The organism is Mycobacterium celatum (assembly GCF_002101595.1).
GTDB classification, from domain to species: domain Bacteria; phylum Actinomycetota; class Actinomycetes; order Mycobacteriales; family Mycobacteriaceae; genus Mycobacterium; species Mycobacterium celatum.
The window spans coordinates 1-20468 of sequence record NZ_LQOM01000028.1; the positions used below are offsets into that span (position 1 = coordinate 1).

The 20468-nt window shown below is 68.7% G+C and carries 20 protein-coding genes; 2 read left to right on the forward strand and 18 right to left on the reverse strand.

Annotation, left to right across the window (positions count from 1 at the left end; all coding sequences use genetic code 11):
- From AWB95_RS11555 to dprE2, 4 genes are all read right to left on the reverse strand, one after another.
- Positions 1-671: cobalt-precorrin-6A reductase (locus tag AWB95_RS11555; RefSeq protein ID WP_428838832.1), on the reverse strand; the 671-nt coding region annotated here is incomplete at its 3' end.
- Entirely contained in the window at positions 668-1423 is a 756-nt protein-coding gene (gene cobM, locus AWB95_RS11560) for a precorrin-4 C(11)-methyltransferase (protein ID WP_062539094.1), read from the reverse strand. The genes cobM and AWB95_RS11555, both read right to left, overlap by 4 nt.
- On the reverse strand, positions 1420-2595 hold the full coding sequence (locus tag AWB95_RS11565; RefSeq protein ID WP_062539095.1) for a bifunctional cobalt-precorrin-7 (C(5))-methyltransferase/cobalt-precorrin-6B (C(15))-methyltransferase: 1176 nt from the start codon (positions 2593-2595) through the stop codon (positions 1420-1422). Before AWB95_RS11565 ends, cobM begins: the two co-directional genes overlap by 4 nt.
- Before the next feature lie 49 nt (positions 2596-2644).
- Positions 2645-3394 (reverse strand): decaprenylphospho-beta-D-erythro-pentofuranosid-2-ulose 2-reductase, encoded by a 750-nt coding sequence (dprE2, locus tag AWB95_RS11570; protein ID WP_085168292.1) that lies wholly within the window; start codon positions 3392-3394, stop codon positions 2645-2647.
- A gap of 35 nt (positions 3395-3429) precedes the next feature.
- Between dprE2 and AWB95_RS11575 the strand changes: the two genes are divergently transcribed.
- Positions 3430-3843, forward strand: coding sequence for a F420-dependent biliverdin reductase (locus tag AWB95_RS11575; protein ID WP_045379458.1), 414 nt, complete (start codon positions 3430-3432; stop codon positions 3841-3843).
- Between the two features lie 85 nt (positions 3844-3928).
- Here AWB95_RS11575 and AWB95_RS11580 read toward each other — a convergent pair whose 3' ends face one another.
- Together AWB95_RS11580 and AWB95_RS11585 are read right to left on the reverse strand one after the other, a co-directional pair.
- On the reverse strand, positions 3929-4603 hold the full coding sequence (locus AWB95_RS11580) for a GNAT family N-acetyltransferase (protein WP_062539096.1): 675 nt from the start codon (positions 4601-4603) through the stop codon (positions 3929-3931).
- A 126-nt stretch (positions 4604-4729) separates the two neighbouring features.
- A complete protein-coding gene (locus tag AWB95_RS11585) occupies positions 4730-5857 on the reverse strand; it encodes a M24 family metallopeptidase (RefSeq protein ID WP_085168247.1) in 1128 nt (375 codons plus the stop codon).
- 105 nt (positions 5858-5962) lie between these two features.
- On the opposite strand from AWB95_RS11585, the gene AWB95_RS11590 reads away from it, so the two are divergent.
- Entirely contained in the window at positions 5963-6919 is a 957-nt protein-coding gene (locus tag AWB95_RS11590; RefSeq protein ID WP_062540358.1) for a 5'-3' exonuclease, read from the forward strand.
- A gap of 10 nt (positions 6920-6929) precedes the next feature.
- Here AWB95_RS11590 and AWB95_RS11595 read toward each other — a convergent pair whose 3' ends face one another.
- From AWB95_RS11595 to arc, 12 genes are all read right to left on the reverse strand, one after another.
- Positions 6930-7655: a DUF4333 domain-containing protein gene (locus AWB95_RS11595; RefSeq protein WP_062540357.1), complete on the reverse strand. Its 726-nt coding sequence runs from the start codon at positions 7653-7655 to the stop codon at positions 6930-6932.
- Positions 7656-7714: 59 nt separating this feature from the next.
- Positions 7715-10429 (reverse strand): DEAD/DEAH box helicase, encoded by a 2715-nt coding sequence (locus AWB95_RS11600; protein ID WP_085168293.1) that lies wholly within the window; start codon positions 10427-10429, stop codon positions 7715-7717.
- A gap of 87 nt (positions 10430-10516) precedes the next feature.
- Positions 10517-11401, reverse strand: a complete 885-nt coding sequence (gene tatC / locus AWB95_RS11605; RefSeq protein ID WP_062541812.1) for a twin-arginine translocase subunit TatC — start codon at positions 11399-11401, stop codon at positions 10517-10519.
- 52 nt (positions 11402-11453) lie between these two features.
- Positions 11454-11684 carry a Sec-independent protein translocase subunit TatA gene (tatA, locus tag AWB95_RS11610; RefSeq protein ID WP_062541813.1) on the reverse strand — a complete coding sequence of 77 codons (231 nt, stop codon included), beginning with the start codon at positions 11682-11684 and terminating at the stop codon, positions 11454-11456.
- Positions 11685-11713: 29 nt separating this feature from the next.
- A complete protein-coding gene (locus tag AWB95_RS11615) occupies positions 11714-12673 on the reverse strand; it encodes a helix-turn-helix transcriptional regulator (protein ID WP_085168248.1) in 960 nt (319 codons plus the stop codon).
- On the reverse strand, positions 12670-13659 hold the full coding sequence (locus AWB95_RS11620) for a helix-turn-helix transcriptional regulator (RefSeq protein WP_062540650.1): 990 nt from the start codon (positions 13657-13659) through the stop codon (positions 12670-12672). Before AWB95_RS11620 ends, AWB95_RS11615 begins: the two co-directional genes overlap by 4 nt.
- Positions 13660-13668: 9 nt before the next feature.
- Complete coding sequence (pafA, locus tag AWB95_RS11625) at positions 13669-15027, reverse strand: Pup--protein ligase (RefSeq protein WP_099539461.1); 1359 nt, start codon at positions 15025-15027, stop codon at positions 13669-13671.
- A 66-nt stretch (positions 15028-15093) separates the two neighbouring features.
- On the reverse strand, positions 15094-15852 hold the full coding sequence (prcA, locus tag AWB95_RS11630) for a proteasome subunit alpha (protein WP_062540652.1): 759 nt from the start codon (positions 15850-15852) through the stop codon (positions 15094-15096).
- Positions 15849-16733: a proteasome subunit beta gene (gene prcB, locus AWB95_RS11635; protein WP_062540653.1), complete on the reverse strand. Its 885-nt coding sequence runs from the start codon at positions 16731-16733 to the stop codon at positions 15849-15851. Before prcB ends, prcA begins: the two co-directional genes overlap by 4 nt.
- Positions 16730-16924 (reverse strand): ubiquitin-like protein Pup, encoded by a 195-nt coding sequence (locus AWB95_RS11640; RefSeq protein ID WP_062540654.1) that lies wholly within the window; start codon positions 16922-16924, stop codon positions 16730-16732. Before AWB95_RS11640 ends, prcB begins: the two co-directional genes overlap by 4 nt.
- Before the next feature lie 95 nt (positions 16925-17019).
- Positions 17020-18516 (reverse strand): pup deamidase/depupylase, encoded by a 1497-nt coding sequence (gene dop, locus AWB95_RS11645; RefSeq protein WP_062540655.1) that lies wholly within the window; start codon positions 18514-18516, stop codon positions 17020-17022.
- A 114-nt stretch (positions 18517-18630) separates the two neighbouring features.
- Positions 18631-20457 carry a proteasome ATPase gene (gene arc / locus AWB95_RS11650; protein WP_062540656.1) on the reverse strand — a complete coding sequence of 609 codons (1827 nt, stop codon included), beginning with the start codon at positions 20455-20457 and terminating at the stop codon, positions 18631-18633.
- Positions 20458-20468: the final 11 nt, after the last annotated feature.

Here is a 20468-nt window from a genome sequence, read left to right on the forward strand (position 1 = left end):
CCCGCCGGTAACGGCGGGCGATCCACCATCACCACCGAAATATCCAGCGCACCAGCCGCATCCAGCTTCGCCCGAGTCATCTGTCCCCCGCTGTTCTTGGTGACCAGCGCGTCGATGCGGTGCTCACGCAGCAGCGCGTACTCCCCCTCGTAGCTATACGGCCCGCGGGACAACACCAATTGGTGATGGCGCGGCAAAACATCGCGATTCGGCGCGGTGACTGCGCGAATCAAAAACCAGGCATCGCTGTCAGCGAATACCTTGACTCCGGATCGGCCGGTGGTGAGGAAAACCCGCGAAAACCCTTGATGCGCAACCGCTTGAGCAGCCTCTACATCGGATGACACCACGATCGCGTCACCCGGATCCCACGCTGGACGGGCGAGTACCAGATGCGGCAGCCGCAACTCTTCGCACGCCGAAGCGGCGTTCGCGGTGATGGTCGCCGCGAACGGGTGGGTGGCGTCGATGACAGCGTCGATTCTCTCGTCACGCAACCAGTTTCGCAACCCGTCGACGCCGCCGAAGCCGCCGATCCGCACGCGGCCGACGGGCAGCGCCGGGTCGGGCACCCGCCCAGCCAGCGAGCTGATCACCTCGACGTCCGGGCGCAGTCGCGCCGCCAACGCGCGGGCCTCGCCGGTGCCGCCGAGCAGCAACACCCGCATCAGTGCCGGCTCCCCCGGACACGGCTGGTCGAATACAGGTAGCTGTCCGTGAATTCCTCGGCGGCCAACACGTCGCCGACGATGATCACAGCGGTCTTGGTGATTCCGGCGTCGTGCATCTGCTCGGCGATATCGGCCAGCGTTCCGCGCAGCACGGTCTGCTGCGGCCAGCTGGCGAAAGCCACGACAGCCGTGGGTGTTTCGGCAAGGTAGCCACCGGCCAGCAGCTGCGGGACGATCGCGTCGATCTGCGCGGCGGCCAAATGCAGCACCAACGTCCCGCCCGAACGCGCCAGGGTTACCAGGTCCTCACCGGGCGGCATGGCCGTCGACAACGTGGCCACCCGGGTCAGCGTCACCGTCTGCGCCACCCCGGGCACGGTCAGCTCGCGGCCCAGCACCGCCGCCGCGGCGGCGAAAGCCGGGACGCCGGGTACGATTTCGTAGTCGATCCCCAGCGCGTCGAGCCGGCGGCACTGCTCGGCCACCGCGCTGTAGAGCGATGGGTCACCGGAGTGCAGCCGCGCCACATCCTGGCCGGCGGCGTCGGCAGAAGTGATCTCGTCGACGATCTGGTCCAGCGTCAGCGGGCCGGTGTCGACCACCCGCGCGTCCGGCGGGCAGAGTGCCAACAAGTCGTCGGGCATGATCGAGCCGGCGTACAGGCAGACAGGACAGCGGCTCAGCAGCCGCTGCCCGCGTACGGTGATCAAGTCCGCGGCACCCGGACCGGCCCCGATGAAATACACCGTCATGGCTTGACCATCGCCCACTGGGTGACCGGCAGCGCCGGACGCCAACCGGTGAAGCCGCCCAACGGCTCGCCCCGATAGTGCTGGAAGCGTTGGAGCTCCCCGCCGAGAATCGAATGAGCCTGCAGGAGAACAGCTTCCGATTCCGCGGTGACGGCATTGGCGACCAGGCGTCCGCCCGCTGGCAGGTTTTCCAGGCATGCCTCGAGCACGCCGCGCTGGGTCAGGCCGCCTCCGATGAACACCGCCGAAGGCGTTGCGGCGCCGGCGAACGCCTCCGGCGCAGCACCGCGCACGTCGATATCGGCGCCGAAGGCGGCGGCATTGCGCATGATGCGGTCGCGACGCTCCTCGTTGCGCTCGAAAGCAACTGCGCTGCAACCTTTCCCGCTGCGCGCCCATTCCACCGCGATACTCCCTGAACCGGATCCGACGTCCCACAGCCGCTGACCGGGCCCAGGGGCCAGCGCCGACAACGTCACCGCGCGGATGCCCTGCTTGGTGATCTGCCCGTCGTGGCTGAATGCATCCTCGGGCAGTGCAGCGGACACTTGTTCGTCGGGCAGGTAGCGGACCGCGATCACGTTGACGCCGTCGACGTCGCCCGGTGGGGCAGACGCCCAACCGCGGGCCGTGCTGTGTCGGCAGCGCTCCGCCGGCCCGCCCAGCTGTTCGAGCACACTGAATTCCGAGTCGCCGCGGCCATATTCGGTAAGCAGGTCGGCCAGCGCTGCCGGCGTGCCCGCGTCGCGTGACAGCACAACGGCCCGTCCGCCGCGGCGCACCGCCGTGTGCGGCGCGGCGTTCACCAGGCTGATCACCTCGGTGTCCTGCACACTCCAGCCCATCCGCGCACACGCCAGCGTCACCGCCGACACATGTGGCAAAACGGTGACGGTCTCGGCCCCGAACAGCCGGATCAGTGTGCCGCCGATGCCGTGCAACAGCGGGTCGCCGCTGGCCAGCACGTGCACGTCAGTCGGTTCGTCGAGCAAGCCCCGCAGTGCGGGCAGCAACGGCGACGGCCATTCGCGGCGCTCCGCCGCCACCGAGTCGTCGAGCAGGTCAAGTTGCCGCCTAGACCCGTAAATCACAGCGGCCCTGCGTAATTCAGACGATGACGCCTCCGATAGCCCGGCCATCCCGTCGGCGCCGATGCCGACCACGACGATCATGGGCGCCGCTCCTCCTCATCGCTGCGCTCTGCATCGTCGCCGGCGCGCATCATCGCGGCATCCGGCGCCAAACGAACTGCGGCAGCATCCGCATCACCATAGCCGCCGACCCCAACGCCCGCGGCACCCACACCGAGCGCCGGCCCCTGGCCAGCGCGCGTGCGGTTGCGTCGGCCACCCGTGCCGGGGTGGTCGGCAGCGGGGCGGGCGTCATACCCTGTGTCATCCGGCCGATGACGAAACCCGGCCGCACAATCAGGACCTGCACTCCGGTGCCGTGCAGGGCGTCGGCCAATCCGCTCGCGAAGCCGTCCAGACCCGCCTTGGCCGAGCCGTATACGTAGTTGGCGCGGCGCACCCGCGCCCCGGCGATCGACGAGAAGACCACCAGGGATCCGCCTCCGGCTGCCCGCATGGCCGCGGCCAGGTGGGTCAGCAAGCTGACCTGGGCGACGTAGTCGGTGTGCACGATCGCCACCGCGTGCGCGGCGTCCGTCTCGGCGCGGGCTTGATCACCGAGGATCCCGAACGCCAGCACCGCGGTGCCGATTGGGCCGTGCTCGGCGCCGATCGAGGCGACCAGTGCACCGTGGGATTCCAGGTCGTCGGCGTCGAACTCGCAGGTGTGCACGGCCACCGCCCCTGCGGCGCGCACCATCGATACCTGCTCGGCGAGCTGTTCGGCCTTACGCGCGGCCAGCACCACCGTCGCGCCGGGCGCCAACCGCAGCGCCAGCTCGACGCCGATCTCGCTGCGGCCACCGAAAATCACCACTGGCCGGGCACCCGTGTCATTCACGGCTGCGATTATCGCCTGCGATAGCGTGAGCAACGATGGCGAATACCACCACCCGGCTCACCCAGGACGCGCTGGCGTTTCTCACCGAACGCCATCTGGCCATGCTGACCACGCTGCGTGCCGACAACTCGCCGCATGTGGTGGCGGTGGGATTCACCTTCGACCCCAAGACCCACATCGCGCGGGTGATCACCACCGGTGGCTCGCAGAAGGCGGTCAACGCGGAGCGCGGCGGAGTTGCGGTGCTGAGCCAGGTCGACGGCGCCCGGTGGCTGTCGCTGGAGGGCCGCGCCAAGGTGAACAGCGACGTCGACGCTGTCCGCGACGCCGAGCTGCGCTACGCGCAGCGGTATCGCACGCCGCGGGTCAACCCGCGACGGGTGGTCATCGAAGTGCAGGTCGAGCGGGTGCTGGGTTCCTCGGACCTGCTCGACCGCGGCAAGGGCTGAGCTTCCGCTTGGCCGCGAGCGTGCGTAAACCCGGCGATTTTCCGGGCGTGTCGCCCGCGGACACGCACGCTCGCGCGCAAAAGGCTCAGCCGGTGCGGGCGTCCCTGGCGCCCGGCGCGCGAATGACCAGTGGCACCGCCGGGAAATACGCGGCCATCTCCGGCCGCGACTTCGCCAGCGCGGCGGTGCCGTAGCCGCGGTGCCGGCGATCGGGCCGAATCCAGATCCGCACGTGGACTTCGTGGCCGACGAGCTCGCCGAACACCATGCCGACCTTCTCGTCACCGTCGACCGCGACGAACCAAGCCGCCTCCTCCGCGTCGATCCGCGCCATCGCTGAGCGGATCTCGTCGTCGAGGTTGCCAGCCGCCCCGGCGGAGCCATCGCCGTGGGTACCGACCTCCTCCGTCCGCGCGGCGAAGATGTCGCGATCGGCTTCGCCGGCGAACGGTCGAAGCACCAGAGTTTCGCCCGAGCTGGCCGGCCGCTCCTTCAGGGTGAAGCTCAGCTGGCTGTTCAAATCCTCGAGCTCGGCGGCGATCTTCTTGCGGGAATCCTCGGTGAGCTGGTCGAGAGACATCCCGATCACCGCCTCGGCTCCGCGGTGCGAGGTACCCAGCAGCGCGACGATCGCTTCGACCGCGGCGGCTCGATCCTCGGCCTCCACGATGGCGTCGAGCACCTCGTGTCGACGTTCGAGGGCGTTGAGCAGGGCGTCGGCAATCTCCCGGCGGGCGGCGACGCGGTCGTGGTTGGTCATCGCATGAGCGTAGCGGCGATCGCAAGCGCGGCGAAGCCGGGCGCAGCGGGTCGCCGCCGACAACCACAGCGGCGATCGCAAGCGCGGCGAAGCCGGGCGCAGCGGGTCGCCGCCGACGGCGAGCGATCAGGCGATCGGAACCACGATCAGCTCATGCGGCCGGTTGTTGACCGGCTCCGCGCCATTTTCGGTGACGACGACGATGTCCTCGATTCGGGCACCCCACTGCCCAGGGAAATAGATCCCGGGCTCAACCGAAAAGGCCATACCGGCCGTCAACGGCAAATCGTTGCCGGCCACGATGTAGGGCTCTTCGTGCACCGACAAGCCGATGCCGTGGCCAGTGCGGTGGACGAAGTACTCGCCGAGCCCCGCCGCCGTCAACACATCGCGCGCGGCGGCGTCCACCTGTTGGGCGGTCACCCCCGGACGCACCGCATCGACGGCCGCGCGCTGCGCGCGCTGCAGCACCGAATATCGTTGCGCCACTTCGGCGCTGGGCTCGCCGAGACTGTAGGTACGGGTCGAGTCGGAGTGATACCCCGGCTCGTAGCTGCCGCCGATGTCAACCACGACGATGTCGCCGGCCCGCAATTCGCGGTCCGAGCACTCATGATGCGGGTCGGCGCCATGCGGTCCGGAGCCGACGATGATGAACGCCACCTCCGAATGTCCTTCGGCGACAATCACTTCGGCGATGTCGGCGGCGACGTCGGCCTCGGTTCGGCCGGGCACCAGGAAATCCGGGACCCTGGCGTGCACCCGGTCGATCGCCGCGCCCGCCTTGCGCAGCGCGTCGATCTCAGCGCCGTCCTTGACCATTCGCAATTCCCGCAGCACGACGGTGGCCAATACCGGCACCACGCCCAGCACGTCGGCCAGCGGCAGCAGATGCAGCGCCGGCATCGCATCGGTGACCGCGACCGCCGCCGGCGCGCCGCCCAACGCCGCGGCGACAAGCCGATAGGGGTCCTCGCCGTCGACCCAATCAGCCACCGCCAGGCCCAAATCCGCTGCCGCGGATTCTTTGAGGGCGGCAAGCTCCAGGCGTGGCACCACCACGGTCGGGGCGCCGGACGCGGGAACCACCAGCGCCGTGAGCCGCTCAAAGGTCTGCGCCCGCGAACCGATCAGATACCGCAGGTCGTAGCCCGGTGTGATCACCAGGCCCGCCAGCCCGGCGTCGGCGGCGATGGCCGCTGCGGCCGCGAGCCGACGGGCATAGACGTCTGCAGGGAATCGATGGCCGGTCACGCCTGCCAGGCTAGCGGGCACCGGGTTGCGTGGACGCTGCGCACACCACGCAGAAGTTCGAGTGGGTCGAGTGGTGGACGCAGAGTCATCGACGACAATGAACGGATGCCTGCACCCCTGCTGCTGCTCGACGGCGCCAGCATGTGGTTCCGCTCCTTCTATGGTGTGCCATCGTCGATCACGTCGCCCGACGGCCGGCCGGTGAACGCGGTCCGCGGCTTTCTGGACTCGGTGGCGCTGGTGATCACCCGGCAGCGGCCCGACCGGATGGCGGTGTGCCTGGATCTTGACTGGCGCCCGCAATTCCGGGTGGACGCCATCCCGTCGTACAAGGCGCACCGCGTCGAGCTGGAGAACCCCGACGGGCATGTCGACGTCGAGGAAGTCCCCGACGAGTTGTCGCCGCAGGTGGAGATCATCGAGGAGATCCTCGACGCGTTCGGCATCTGCACGGCTGGCGCTGAGGGCTTCGAAGCCGACGACGTGATCGGCACGCTGGCAGCCGCCGAACGCCGCGACCCGGTTGTCGTCGTCAGCGGCGACCGCGACCTTTTGCAGGTGGTCGGCGACGACCCGGTCCCGGTCCGGGTGCTCTACCTCGGCCGCGGGCTGACCAACGCGACGCTGCTGGGCCCGGTCGAGGTCGCCGACCGCTACGGCATCCCGGTGCACCGGGCCGGCGCCGGCTACGCCGAACTGGCGCTGCTGCGCGGGGATCCGTCCGACGGGCTTCCGGGGGTGCCGGGCATCGGCGAGAAGACGGCCGCGACGCTGCTGGCCCAACATGGCTCGCTGAGCGCGATCCTCAAGGCCGTCGACGACCCGAAATCATCGCTGTCCAAAGGTATTCGGCGCAAACTGCGCGACGCCGCGGACTACGTCGAGGCCGCCGGCTCGGTGGTGCGGGTGGCCACCGACGCGCCGGTCAGATTGTCGACGCCCACTGATGCGCTACCGCTGACTGCCGCCGATCCGCCGCGCGTGGCCGACCTCGCCACACGTTACGGCGTCGGGTCGTCGATCGCGCGGCTGCAGAAAGCGCTCGACTCGCTGCCCGGCTGACAACAATCAACTACTTGGGGCGGCCCACCTCGTAGGTGCCTTTGTTGTCCTGGAAAGTCACCGTCACCTGCCGCTTGCTGCCATCGATGGTGACGCTGCAGTCGAACGTGCCGCCCTTCTTCACCACCGGGTTTTGACCGTCGTTGCACTTGACGTCCTTGACGTTCTTGGCGCCGTAACCGTTGGTCTCGTCGGTGAGGATCTGCTGCACGCCGGCCTGCGCCTTGTTGATGTCCAGCTTGGTCGTGACGAAGAATCCCGGCGCCCAAAAGCCCAGCACCAGAACGACCGCGACGACGATCGCGGCGAACACGCCGATGACCGTCCCGATTACCGCGCGCGAACGCTTCGAGCCGGTTGGCGGCGGGCCGTACTGGCCCGGCTGCGGTGGGTATTGGCCGGGCTGGCCATACTGGCCCGGCGGGTATTGGCCGTACTGGCCCGGCTGCCCGTACTGGCCCGGCTGCGGCGGGTATTGGCCGGTTTGGGCGCCGTACTGCTCGGGCTGCGGGTAAGCCGGCGGCTGCGCATAGGGCTGAGACGGCGGATAATACTGCCCGGGCTGCTGGTACTGCTGGTACTCGGTGGGCGTGTACGCGGGCGCCTGCCACGTCGGCTGCTCGCCGGATGGCTGCTGCCAGGGCGAGCCCTGCTGCGTCGGCTGGTCGGACTGCTGATCCTCGCCCTGCGGTGGCTGCCACGGCTGGTTCGGGTCAGATCCCTGCGGTCCGCTCATCGTGTTTCCGGTCCTCTCAGTTGCGGTGCTGGCTATGCAACCGTAGCTGCGGCCTCAGCCTACCCGGCGTCAACTGCGACGACGCCACGCCGAATGGCGTCGATCGCGTGTTTGGCGGTGACGCTGAGGTCCGGTTGCGGGGCGGCGTTGCGGACTTGGTCGAGCAGGTCGAGCACCTGACGGCACCACCGCACGAAATCCCCTGCCGACAGCGGCGAGCCGCTGCCGTCGGCGTCCGCTGCCGTCAACGCCGCGGCCAGATCCCCGCTGCTGGCCCACCGGTAGATCGCGGCGACGAACCCGTCGTCGGGCTCACGACTCAGGGCGATCCGATGCCTCTGCTCGTCGGCGCGCAATGCCGCCGAGAGCCGCCGCGTCCGATGCAGCGCCTGCCGCAGCGGCGCGGGCACCGCATCCGCGCGCCGCGCGGGCCCGGGACCGCCGTCGCCGCGTGACTCGTAGAGCACCGACGAAAGCACCGCCGCCAGTTCGGCGGGACGCAGACCGGTCCACGCGCCGGTGCGCAGGCATTCGGCGACCAGCAGGTCGCTTTCGCTGTAGATGCGGGCCAGCAGGCGGCCGTCGTCGGTGACCCGCGGATCGCCGTCGCCGGCGCGCTGGATAAACCCGCGCTCGGTGAGCAATCCGACAATCCGGTCGAAGGTGCGGGCCAGCGAGTTGGTGGCGGCGGCCACCTTCTTCTGCAGCTGAGCGTTGTCGCGTTCGATGCGCAGATACCGCTCGGCGACACGCATCTGGGCTTCCCGGTCGGGTGCGTGGTGCGCCGGATGACGACGCAGCTGCTGGCGCAGCGCCGCCACTTCGGGATCGACATCGGGTTCGTCGCCGCGGACGCTGCGCTTACGTCCCGACGGAATCGCCAACCCGGCCGCCGCCGACCGCAGCGCCGACGCCAGATCCCGGCGGACCCGCGGCTGGCGGTGCTCTACCCGTTTGGGCAACGTCATCGACCCGACCGGCGTCGCGGCCCCCGAGTAGTCCGCCGACGAGATCCGGCCGGCCCACCGGTGTTCGGTGAGCACCAACGGCCGCGGGTCGGAGCTGTCCCGGTCGGATTCGAGCACCACCGCCAGCCCATTGCGGCGGCCGTGCGGGATCGTGATGATGTCGCCGCGGCGCAATGCGGCCAGCGCCTCGTTGGCGGCCTGCCGCCGCTGCAGGCGCGACGCGCGGGCCTGCGCGCGTTCGGCTTGCGAGATCTGTTCGCGCAACCGGGCATAGTCGAGGATCGGCGCGTCCTTGCCGCCGACTTCGGCGGCGATCTGCTCGAGCATTCGTTCGCCGCGCTCGATGCCGCGGACCAGGCCGACCACCGACCGGTCGGCCTGGAATTGGGCGAACGATTGTTCCAGCAGCCGGTGCGCCTGCTGGGGGCCCATCCGGTGCACCAGGTTGATCGTCATGTTGTACGACGGGTTGAACGAGCTGCGCAGCGGGAAGGTTCGGGTGGACGCCAGGCCGGCCACCTCGGCGGGTTCGATGTCGGGATGCCAGATCACCACCGCGTGGCCTTCGACGTCGATGCCGCGCCGGCCGGCCCGCCCGGTCAGCTGGGTGTACTCCCCCGGTGTCAGCGGGAGGTGCTGCTCGCCGTTGAACTTGACCAACCGTTCCAGCACCACGGTCCGGGCCGGCATGTTGATGCCCAATGCCAGTGTCTCCGTGGCGAAGACGGCCTTGATCAGCCCGGCGGTGAACAGCTCCTCGACGGTGTGCCGGAATATCGGCAGCATGCCGGCGTGGTGGGCGGCCAGCCCGCGCAGCAGCCCCTCGCGCCACTCGTAATAGCCGAGGACGTCCAGGTCGGCGTCGGCCAGATCACCGCACCGGTGGTCGATCACCTCCGCGATCCGGGCCCGGTCCTCGTCGGTGGTCAGCCGCAACGACGACCGCAGGCATTGGGCTACGGCGGCGTCGCACCCGGCGCGGGAGAACACGAACGTGATCGCCGGCAGCAGGCCGTCGGCGTCGAGCACCCTGATCACGTCGGGCCGCGACGGCGGGCGGTACATGGTGGGGCGCCCGGGTCCCCGGCGCGGCCGCCAGTCGGCCAGCCGATCCGCCTCGCGGCGATTTGCGATGTGCCGCAACAGGTTTGGATCAACATGGGGTTTGGCACCGTCGGCGTCGTAGTCGAACAGGTCGAAAAGGCGTTTGCCGACCAGCATGTGTTGCCACAGCGGCACCGGGCGGTGTTCGTCGACCACCACCGCCGTGTCCCCGCGCACGGTTTGGATCCAGCCGCCGAACTCCTCGGCGTTGCTCACCGTTGCCGACAGGCTGACCAGACGCACCTCGTCGGGCAGATGCAGGATGACTTCTTCCCAGACCGCGCCGCGCATCCGATCAGCGAGGAAATGCACCTCGTCCATCACCACATGCGAAAGCCCTTGCAGCAGAGGCGAATCGGCGTAGAGCATGTTGCGCAGCACCTCGGTGGTCATGACCACCACCGGCGCGTTGGCGTTGACCGACAGGTCGCCGGTGAGCAATCCGATGCGGTCCTTGCCGTAGCGGGCGACGAAGTCGGTGTGCTTCTGGTTGGACAGCGCCTTGAGCGGCGTCGTGTAGAAGCATTTGCCGCCGGCGGCCAGCGCCAGGTGCACCGCGAACTCGCCGACCACGGTCTTGCCGGCCCCGGTCGGCGCGCACACCAGCACTCCGTGGCCGCGTTCCAGCGCCGCGCACGCCTGCTGCTGGAAGGGGTCGAGGGCGAATGGCAGCTCGGCGGTGAACCGGGCCAGCTCGGTCACGATGTCCCCGTCTCGCGCGAGCGTGCGCAAAACCGGTAATTCTTTCGGCGTGTCGACCGGCGACACGCACGCTCGCGGTAGAGGGGGTCAGGTGATGTCAAGGGGCGCGGCTTCGTCGTCGGGGATCGCGGTCAGCGCTTCGCGCTTGGCCTTGCGTTTGTCGTGCAGCCGGGCGATCTGGATCGCCAACTCCAACAGCAAGGTCAGCGCCGTGCCGAGCGCGAGCATCGAGAACGGGTCGGATCCGGGCGTGAAGATCGCCGCAAAGCAGAACATCGCGAAGATCAGGCCGCGGCGCCACGACCGCAGGCGCGCATAGCTCAGCACTCCGACCAGGTTGAGCATCACGATCAGCAGCGGGAATTCGAAGCTCACCCCGAACACCAGCAGCAGGTTGATCAGGAAACCGAAATAGCGGTCCCCGGACAGCGCGGTCACCTGCACGTCGCTGCCGACGGTCAACAGGAAGTGCAACGCCTTGGACAACACCAGGTAGGCCAGCACCGCGCCGGCGACGAACAGCATCGCGGCCGGGATCACGAACGCCACCGCGAAGCGGCGCTCCTTGCGATAGAGGCCCGGGGTGATGAACGCCCACAGCTGGTAGAGCCACATCGGGCAGGCCATCACGATGCCGGCGGTCAGCCCGACCTTGAGCCGCAGCATGAACTGGTCGAACGGCGCGGTGGCCAACAGCCGGCACCGCCCGTCGGCGCTGATGTCCGCGCGGGCCGAGGCCGGCAGTGCGCAGTAGGGGTGGCGCAGCCACTCGCCGAGGCTTTCCAGCCCGAACAGCGAGTGCGAGTACCACACGAATCCCAGCGCCGTGGTGAGCACGATCGTGCCCAGCGAGATGAGCAGCCGGGTGCGCAGCTCGGTGAGATGGTCGACGAGCGACATCGTGCCGTCTGGGTTGGTACGGCTGCGCCGCAGGCGCGGGTCGAGCTTCCGCAGGAGTCTGGTGGTGCGCACGGTCAGTCAGACGACGCGTGCGGAGTGTCCGCACGCAAGGGTCGACGGCAGGCTAGCTCGACCGTCCGTCGGCCGCAGGCGGCTCGACGCGCTCCGACTGCACCGATGTGGGGCCGGCAGGAGATTCCGACTTGTTCTCGTTCTGCAGTTCACGGACCTCGGACTTGAAGATTCGCAACGACTTGCCTAGCGAACGCGCCGCGTCGGGGAGCCGCTTGGCACCGAACAGCACCACGACCACGACGGCCAGGATCAGCCAGTGCCACGGACTAAGACTGCCCACTTTGGTTACCTCCAGACGTTCACCCGATGCTACCGCGCCGCGGCCTGGTAGGCCTCCAGCGCCGCGGCCGCGGCATCGCGCACCCGCTGGGCGAGCGCCTCGGGTGCCAGCACCCGCACGGCCGGGCCCAGCCCCAGCACCAGGCGGGTCATCCAGTCGTCGGAGGCGTACGTCATCGCCGCCTCGCAGTACCCGTCGGGCAGCTCGCGCAGGAGCCGCATCGGGTAGTAGTCGAACATCCACGACGCCGACGGCGCCAGCCGCAGCGTGGCCGACGGCAGCGACGGGTCGGCGTCGAACAGCGAGGTGTCCGGCGGCGCCGCCAGCGCCGGTTGCGGCGGCGCCGAGGGCTCGTCGAGCACCTGCGCGTCGACGATGCGGTCGAACCGGAACAGCCGCACCCCCTCGGCCTCCCGCGACCACGCCTCCAGGTAGCTGTGGTCGCCGACCAGCACCACCCGGATGGGGTCGACGACCCGGGTGGACAGCGTGTCGTGCGAGGCGGCGTAGTAGTCGATCGTCAGCGCGCGCTTGGTGCGCACCGCGGTGCGCACGGCGGCGGCGGCCTCGCTCTCCGCCGGCGCCGGCTCGTCGACGGCCCCGGAACCCCGCGCGGCAACGCCGGCAGCGGTTTCGATCTTGGCGATCGCGCTGCGGGCCGCCTCCGGGTCGACCACACCAGGGATGTCGGCCAGTGCCCTCAGCGCCACCAGCAACACGGTGGCCTCTGGCGACGACAACCGCAGCGGCTTGTCCACCCCCGCCGAGAAGGTCACCTCGATGGTGTCGCCGGAGAAGTCGAAGTCGATCAAATCACCCGGGTAGTACCCGGGAAGGCCGCACACCCACAGCTGTTTGAGGTCTTCGTCGAGCTGCTCGAGCGACACACCCAGGTCGGCGGCGGCCTCCGCGCGCGTGATCCGCGGGTTGGCCTGGAAGTACGGCACCATGTTGAGCAGCCGCACCAGCCGCGTCGAAACGGGGGTCATACCGACACCTCAGCCTGGGCCCGCAGCCGCGCGAGCACGTCGTCGCGCAGCGACTGCGGGTCCAGCACGACGGCGTCGGCGCCGCACCCGGTGATCTCCTGAGCCAGCCGGTCAGTGGATCCGAGCTCGAGTTCGATCACCTCGCCGTCCCGGCCCGCCAATTGTCTTGGGCCCACGGCTTTTCCGGCACGCCGCAGCGCAGTGCACCGTCCGTCGGCCACCCACACCCGGGCCCGCAGGCCGGTCGGCGCGTCGGACACCGTCTCCGTCACGATCGCGCGCAGGTTCACCCCCTCGGGCCGGCTGACCGCACCGGGCGGGCCGATTGGTGTGACCGGGTCGCCGATCCGCGACAGCCGAAACACCCGGGTGGCGTCGCGGTCGCGGTCATGCCCGACCAGATACCAGCGCCCCTTTTCGGTGACCACACCCCATGGTTCGACGGTGCGGACGGTGTAGGGGTCGGCGCGCGACGGCCGGTGCGGGAACTGCACGACCCGGCCGGCGTCGATCGCCGACAGCAGGGCTCCCAGACTGTCCTCCGAGCCGCGGACCCCGCCCAGTCTGGCCGGCGATGCGATGGTCACGGGAGCGTCGGGGTCGACGTCCACCCCGGCGGCGCGCAGCTTGAGCAGCGCGCCCTGCGTGGCGGTGACCAGTTCGGGCGACTCCCACAGCTGGGTGGCGACCGCCACCGCGGCGGCCTCTTCGGGGGTCAGCTCGACGGGCGGCAGCGCGTACGCGTCGCGGTTGATGCGGTAGCCCTCGACGGGGTCGAAGGCCGACACCTTGCCGGTTTCCAGCGGGATGCCGAGATCGCGCAACTCGTTCTTGTCGCGCTCGAACATCCGCGAGAACGCTTCGTCGCTGGGGCTGTCACCGTAGCCGGCGACGCTGGACCTGATCTTCTCGGCGGTCAGGTAGCCGCGGGCCGACAACAACGCGATGACAAGGTTCATCAGCCGTTCGACTTTGGAGGTCGCCACGGGCCCAAGCTACATGCTGGCGATCAGCCGCTTGACCCGCTCGTCGACCGACCGGAACGGGTCCTTGCACAGCACGGTCCGCTGCGCCTGGTCGTTGAGTTTGAGGTGCACCCAGTCGACGGTGAAGTCGCGGCCGGCGGCCTGTGCAGCGCTGATGAATTCGCCGCGCAGCCGGGCCCGGGTGGTCTGCGGCGGGCGGTCGACCGCTTCCTCGATTTCCTCGTCGGTGGTGATCCGGGCCGCCAGGCCCTTGCGCTGCAGCAGATCGAACACGCCGCGGCCGCGCTTGATGTCGTGGTAGGCGAGGTCGAGCTGGGCGATCTTGGGGTCGGACAGCTCCATGTCGTAGCGGTCCTGGTAGCGCTGGAACAGCTTGCGTTTGATCACCCAGTCGATTTCGGTGTCGACCTTGGCGAAGTCCTGGCTTTCCACGGCGTCGAGCTGACGTCCCCACAGGTCGACGACCTGCTCGATCTGCGCGTTGGGCTCCCGGGTCTGCAGGTGCTCGACAGCGCGCGCGTAGTACTCCCGCTGGATGTCCAGCGCGCTGGCCTGCCGCCCGCCGGCAAGCCGCACCGGGCGGCGGCCGGTGATGTCGTGGCTGACCTCGCGGATCGCGCGGATCGGGTTGTCCAGCGAGAAGTCACGGAACGCCACCCCGGCTTCGATCATCTCCAGCACCAGCGCGGCGGTGCCGACCTTGAGCATGGTGGTGGTCTCGCACATGTTGGAGTCGCCGACGATGACGTGCAGGCGGCGGTACTTCTCGGCGTCGGCGTGCGGCTCGTCGCGCGTATTGATGATGGGCCGTGACCGGGTCGTCGCGCTGGAGACGCCCTCCCAGATGTGCTCGGCGCGCTGGGAGAGACAGAACGTGGCGGCCTTGGGGGTCTGCAGCACCTTGCCGGCCCCGCAGATCAGCTGACGGGTGACCAGGAACGGGAGCAGCACGTCGGAGATCCGGGAGAACTCGCCGGCCCGCACGATCAGGTAATTCTCGTGGCAGCCGTAGGAGTTGCCGGCCGAGTCGGTGTTGTTCTTGAACAGGTAGATGTCGCCGCCGATGCCCTCGTCGGCCAGCCGCTGCTCGGCGTCGACCAGCAGGTCCTCCAGCACCCGCTCCCCGGCGCGGTCATGGGTGACCAGCTGCACCAGGCTGTCGCATTCGGCGGTCGCGTACTCGGGGTGGCTGCCCACGTCCAGGTACAGCCGCGCGCCGTTGCGCAGGAAAACGTTCGAACTGCGGCCCCAGGACACCACCCGGCGGAACAGGTAACGGGCGACCTCGTCGGGGCTCAGGCGGCGATGGCCGTGAAACGTGCAGGTGACACCGAACTCGGTCTCGATGCCCATAATTCGCCGCTGCACGATTCGAGCGTACTGGTATCCGGGCGCGACGGTACGGGAGGCGCGCTTTGTGAGCAGCTGTCGGCTCTATTTGCCGTCCGATTTCGATTTACCCGACCCCGACTTCCCCGACGACGAATCCGGCTTGGGCAGCAGCGCCTCCAGCGCCGACCCGGTGATCCGCCGGAATGCGCGCCGGGGCCGGTTGGCGTCCAGAATGGCCACCTCCAGCATGGAGACCCCGAGGCTGGGCTGGTCGCCGCCGTTGCTGCTGCCCGCCCGCAGCGCACTCACCGCGATCCGGACCGCGTCGGCCAGGTCGGCGTTCTCTGCGTAGGAGTCCTTCAGCGCGTTGGCGATCGGCTCCGTCGTTCCGCCCATCACCACGAAATGCGGCTCGTCGTTGATCGAACCGTCGTACGTGATCCGGTACAGCTCAGGGGGTTTGGACTCGCCGTAGTGAGCGACCTCGGCCACGCACAGCTCGACCTCGTAGGGCTTGGCCTGCTCGGTGAAAATGGTGCCCAGGGTCTGCGCGTAGACGTTGGCCAGTTGGCGGCCGGTGACGTCGCGGCGGTCGTAGGCGTAACCGCGGGTGTCGGCGAATTGGATTCCGCCGCGCCGCAAGTTGTCGAATTCGTTGAACTTGCCCGCGGCGGCGAAACCGACCCGGTCGTAGAGCTCGCTGATCTTCTGCAGCGACCGCGACGGGTTCTCGGCGACGAACAGCACACCACCGGCGTAGGCCAGCGCCACCACGCTGCGGCCCCGGGCGATGCCTTTGCGCGCGAGCTCGCTGCGCTCCCGCATCGCCTGCTCGGGCGAGATGAAGTACGGAAAGCTCATGAGTCAGTCCGCTTTGCATCGGGGCCGAAAGTGTCTGCGCGCGAACGACTTTCGATGACCTCCCGGGCCAGCTCGGCAATGCGCTGCTCGGGGACCTCGACCGCGCCGTCGGCGCCGATGGTGACCGCGGTCGGGAAGATGCCGCGGACCAGATCCGGGCCGCCGGTGGCCGAGTCGTCGTCGGCCGCGTCATAGAGCGCTTCGACGGCCACCCGCAGCGCCGAATCGCCATCGGTCACCTGCGAATACAGCTTCTTCATCGACGAGTTGGCGAAGATCGACCCCGAGCCGACGGACTTGTAGCCCTCCTCTTCGAGGTTCCAGCCGCCGGCCGCGTCGAACGACACGATGCGGCCCGCTTTCTCCGGGTCGGGGTCGCCGAGGTCGTAGCCCACCAGCAACGGCAGCGCCACCAGACCCTGCATCGCCGCACCCAGGTTGCCGCGCACCATGATCGCCAGCCGATTGACCTTGCCGGCGAACGTCAGCGGCACGCCTTCCAGCTTCTCGTAATGCTCGAGTTCGACCGCGTAGAGCCGGGCGAACTCGACGGCGATCGCGGCGGTGCCGGCGATGCCGGTGGCGGTGTAGTCGTCGGTGATGTAAACCTTCTGCACGTCGCGCCCGGCGATCATGTTGCCCTGCGTCGAGCGGCGGTCTCCGGCGATGACGACCCCACCCGGGTATTTCAGCGCGACGATCGTGGTGCCGTGCGGCAGCTGGTTGCCGGCGGCGGGTTCGGCGCTACCGGCACCCACCGGCAGCAACTCGGGCGCCTGGCGACGCAGAAAGTCAGCGAACGAGGACAGGTCTACAGGGTTGGCGGGAATTCCGGGAAGTGCTGAGTTGGTGGCCAGGCGATCGCGAAACGGCCAGGTCACTGGCCGCCCTTTTGGACGTACGCGCGCACGAAGTCCTCGGCGTTCTCTTCCAGAACGTCGTCGATCTCGTCGAGCAGGTCGTCGGTTTCCTCGGTGAGCTTCTCGCGACGCTCCTGGCCCGCGGCTGTGCTGGCGGTCAGGTCGTCATCGTCGCCGCCGCCACCGCCGCGCTTGGTCTGCTCCTGAGCCATCGCTGCCTCCTGCTATGTCATCGGCGGCGCATTACACGCGCGCCGGTCTTTCTACCCTACCGGTCGACACCGAGTCTTTTCCGACCTAACGACGCTCAGGTCGTCAGTTGTTCCACCAGTTCCGCGGCGCTGTCCACCGAGTCCAGCAGCGCGCCGACGTGCGCCTTGCTGCCGCGCAGCGGCTCCAGCGTCGGGATGCGGACCAGCGAGTCGCCGCCGAGGTCGAAGATCACCGAGTCCCAACTGGCCGCCGCGATGTCGGCGCCGAACCGGCGCAGGCACTCCCCGCGGAAGTACGCCCGGGTGTCCGTCGGCGGGTTGTCCACCGCATTGAGCACCTGTTGCTCGGTGACCAACCGCTTCATCGAACCGCGCGCCACCAGCCGGTTGTAGAGACCCTTGTCCAGCCGGACGTCGGAATACTGCAGGTCGACCAGATGCAGCCGCGGCGCCGACCAGCTCAGGTTTTCCCGGTGCCGGAAGCCCTCGAGGATGCGCAGCTTGGCGGGCCAGTCCAGCAGCTCAGCGCAGTCCATCGGGTCGCGTTCGAGTAGGTCGAGCACGTTCGCCCAGGTCTGCACGATGTCGGCGGCGCGCGGGTCCGGGTCGCGGGAGTCGACCAGTTTGGCCACCCGGTCCAGGTAAATCCGTTGCAGCGCAAGGGCGGTCAGTTCGCGGCCGTCGGCCAGCGCGACGGGGGTGCGCAGCGACGGGTCCCGGCTGATGGCGTGCACGGCGTGCACCGGGCGCGCCAGCGCCAGATCGGTCAGGTCGATTCCTTCTTCGATCAGGTCGAGCACCAGCGCGGTGGTGCCCAGCTTCAGATACGTCGAGGTTTCGGCGAGGTTGGCGTCGCCGATGATGACGTGCAGCCGCCGGTAGCGGTCGGCGTCGGCGTGCGGCTCGTCGCGGGTGTTGATGATGCCGCGTTTGAGCGTGGTTTCCAGCCCGACCTCGACCTCGATGTAGTCGGCGCGCTGCGAGAGCTGAAAGCCCGGCTCGTCACCGGACGGCCCGATGCCGACCCGCCCGGAGCCGGTGACCACCTGCCGGGACACCAGAAACGGGGTCAGGCCGGCGATGATGGCCGAGAACGGCGTCTGGCGGCTCATCAGGTAGTTCTCGTGCGACCCGTAGGAGGCGCCCTTGCCGTCGACGTTGTTTTTGTACAGCTGCAGCTTGGCCGCCCCGGGCACGCTGGCAACGTGGCGGGCGGCGGCCTCCATCACCCGCTCGCCGGCCTTGTCCCAGATCACCGCGTCGAGTGGGTCGGTGCATTCCGGCGCGGAATACTCCGGGTGCGCGTGGTCGACGTAGAGCCGTGCGCCGTTGGTCAGGATCATGTTGGCGGCGCCCACCTCGTCGGCGTCGACCACGGGCGGCGGACCGGCCGAGCGGCTCAGGTCGAAACCACGGGCGTCGCGCAGCGGCGACTCCACCTCGTAGTCCCAGCGGGTGCGTTTGGCGCGCTGGATGCCCGCGGCGGCGGCATAGGCCAGCACCGCCTGCGTCGAGGTGAGGATCGGGTTCGCGGTCGGGTCTGACGGCGACGAAATGCCGTACTCGACCTCGGTCCCGATAATCCGTTGCATGACCTAAAGACTAGAGGGATGACGATGCGGGCGTTGTCTTGGCCGTGAGCGTGCGCAAAACCGGTAGTTCTTCCGGCGTGTCGACCGGCGACACGCACACTCGCCGGGGACGGGTCAGAGGTACTGGCCGAGGTTGGATTCGGTGTCGATGGCCCGGCTCGCGCTCGAGCTCTTTCCGGTGACCAGCGTGCGGATGTAGACGATCCGCTCGCCCTTCTTGCCCGAAATCCGTGCCCAGTCATCGGGATTGGTGGTGTTGGGCAGGTCCTCGTTCTCGGCGAACTCGTCGACGATCGAGTCCAGCAGATGCTGGATGCGCAGACCCGGCTGACCGGTTTCCAGCACCGACTTGATGGCGTTCTTCTTCGCCCGGTCGACGACGTTCTGGATCATCGCGCCGGAGTTGAAGTCCTTGAAGTACATGACTTCCTTGTCGCCGTTGGCGTAGGTGACCTCAAGGAACCGGTTGTCGTCGATCTCGGCGTACATCCGGTCGACAACCTTCTCGATCATCGCCTTGATGCAAGCCGAGCGGTCGCCACCGAACTCGGCGAGATCGTCGGCGTGCACCGGCAGTTCCTCGGTGAGGTACTTGGAGAAGATGTCCTGTGCCGCTTCGGCATCCGGCCGCTCGATCTTGATCTTGACGTCCAGGCGGCCGGGCCGCAGGATCGCCGGGTCGATCATGTCCTCGCGGTTGGACGCACCGATCACGATGACGTTCTCCAGACCCTCAACGCCGTCGATCTCAGACAGCAGCTGGGGAACGACCGTGGTCTCGACGTCGGAGGAGACGCCGGTGCCGCGGGTGCGGAAGATCGAGTCCATCTCGTCGAAGAACACGATCACCGGTGTGCCCTCGGACGCCTTCTCCCGCGCGCGCTGGAAGATCAGCCGGATGTGCCGCTCGGTCTCGCCGACGAACTTGTTCAGCAGCTCGGGGCCCTTGATGTTGAGGAAATACGACTTCGCCTCGCGGGCGTCGTCGCCGCGGACCTCGGCCATCTTCTTAGCCAGCGAATTGGCAACGGCCTTGGCAATCAACGTTTTACCGCAGCCAGGCGGGCCGTAGAGCAGGACGCCCTTTGGCGGGCGAAGGGCGTACTCCCGGTAGAGCTCCTTGTGCAGGAACGGCAGCTCCACGGCGTCGCGGATCTGCTCGATCTGGCGGGTCAGGCCACCGATGTCCTCGTAGGTGACGTCTGGCACTTCCTCGAGCACCAGATCCTCGACCTCGGCCTTGGGGATGCGTTCGAACGCATACCCGGCCTTGGTGTCGACCAGCAGCGAGTCGCCGGGCCGCAGTTTGCGCGGCCGAGTGTCGTCGTTGAGGGCGTCGGGGATGCCCTCGGGCAGGTCGGCGGCCACCAACGGCTCGGCGAGCCAGACGATGCGTTCCTCGTCGGCGTGCCCGACGACCAACGCCCGGTGGCCGTCGGCCAGGATCTCCCGCAACGTCGAGATCTCGCCGACCGATTCGTAGGTTCCGGCCTCGACGACAGTTAAAGCCTCGTTGAGCCGAACCGTCTGCCCTTTCTTGAGCAGCTTGACATCGATGTTGGGTGAGCACGTCAACCGCATCTTGCGCCCGGAGGTGAACACGTCGACGGTGTCGTCGTCGTGCGTGGCCAGCAGCACGCCGTAGCCGCTCGGGGGCTGGCCCAGCCGGTCGACCTCCTCGCGCAGCGCCAACAGCTGCTGACGAGCCTCCTTGAGGGTTTCCATCAGCTTGGAATTACGCGCCGCAAGCGAGTCGATGCGTGCCTCGAGCTGGTGCACATCGCGGGTGTTGCGCGCAGCGCTCTGCGGCCCGACAGCGCTTTCCAGCTGCTCGCGCAGTATCGAGGCCTCGCGCCGCAGCTCCTCCAGCTCGGCGGCATCGTCGCTGGACAAGTCTTGTTCGCGAGGGGTTCCGAACGCTTCACGCTCTGACTCACCCATGTTGCGCTCCT

Coding starts and splice junctions, on each gene's coding strand:
- cobM (WP_062539094.1), bottom strand. CDS start 1,423: ATGACGGTGTATTTCATCGGGGCCGGTCCGGGTGCCGCGGACTTGATC.
- AWB95_RS11565 (WP_062539095.1), bottom strand. CDS start 2,595: ATGATCGTCGTGGTCGGCATCGGCGCCGACGGGATGGCCGGGCTATCG.
- AWB95_RS11575 (WP_045379458.1), top strand. CDS start 3,430: ATGGCGAATACCACCACCCGGCTCACCCAGGACGCGCTGGCGTTTCTC.
- AWB95_RS11580 (WP_062539096.1), bottom strand. CDS start 4,603: ATGACCAACCACGACCGCGTCGCCGCCCGCCGGGAGATTGCCGACGCC.
- AWB95_RS11590 (WP_062540358.1), top strand. CDS start 5,963: ATGCCTGCACCCCTGCTGCTGCTCGACGGCGCCAGCATGTGGTTCCGC.
- AWB95_RS11595 (WP_062540357.1), bottom strand. CDS start 7,655: ATGAGCGGACCGCAGGGATCTGACCCGAACCAGCCGTGGCAGCCACCG.
- AWB95_RS11615 (WP_085168248.1), bottom strand. CDS start 12,673: ATGACCCCCGTTTCGACGCGGCTGGTGCGGCTGCTCAACATGGTGCCG.
- prcA (WP_062540652.1), bottom strand. CDS start 15,852: ATGAGCTTTCCGTACTTCATCTCGCCCGAGCAGGCGATGCGGGAGCGC.
- AWB95_RS11640 (WP_062540654.1), bottom strand. CDS start 16,924: ATGGCTCAGGAGCAGACCAAGCGCGGCGGTGGCGGCGGCGACGATGAC.
- dop (WP_062540655.1), bottom strand. CDS start 18,516: ATGCAACGGATTATCGGGACCGAGGTCGAGTACGGCATTTCGTCGCCG.
- arc (WP_062540656.1), bottom strand. CDS start 20,457: ATGGGTGAGTCAGAGCGTGAAGCGTTCGGAACCCCTCGCGAACAAGAC.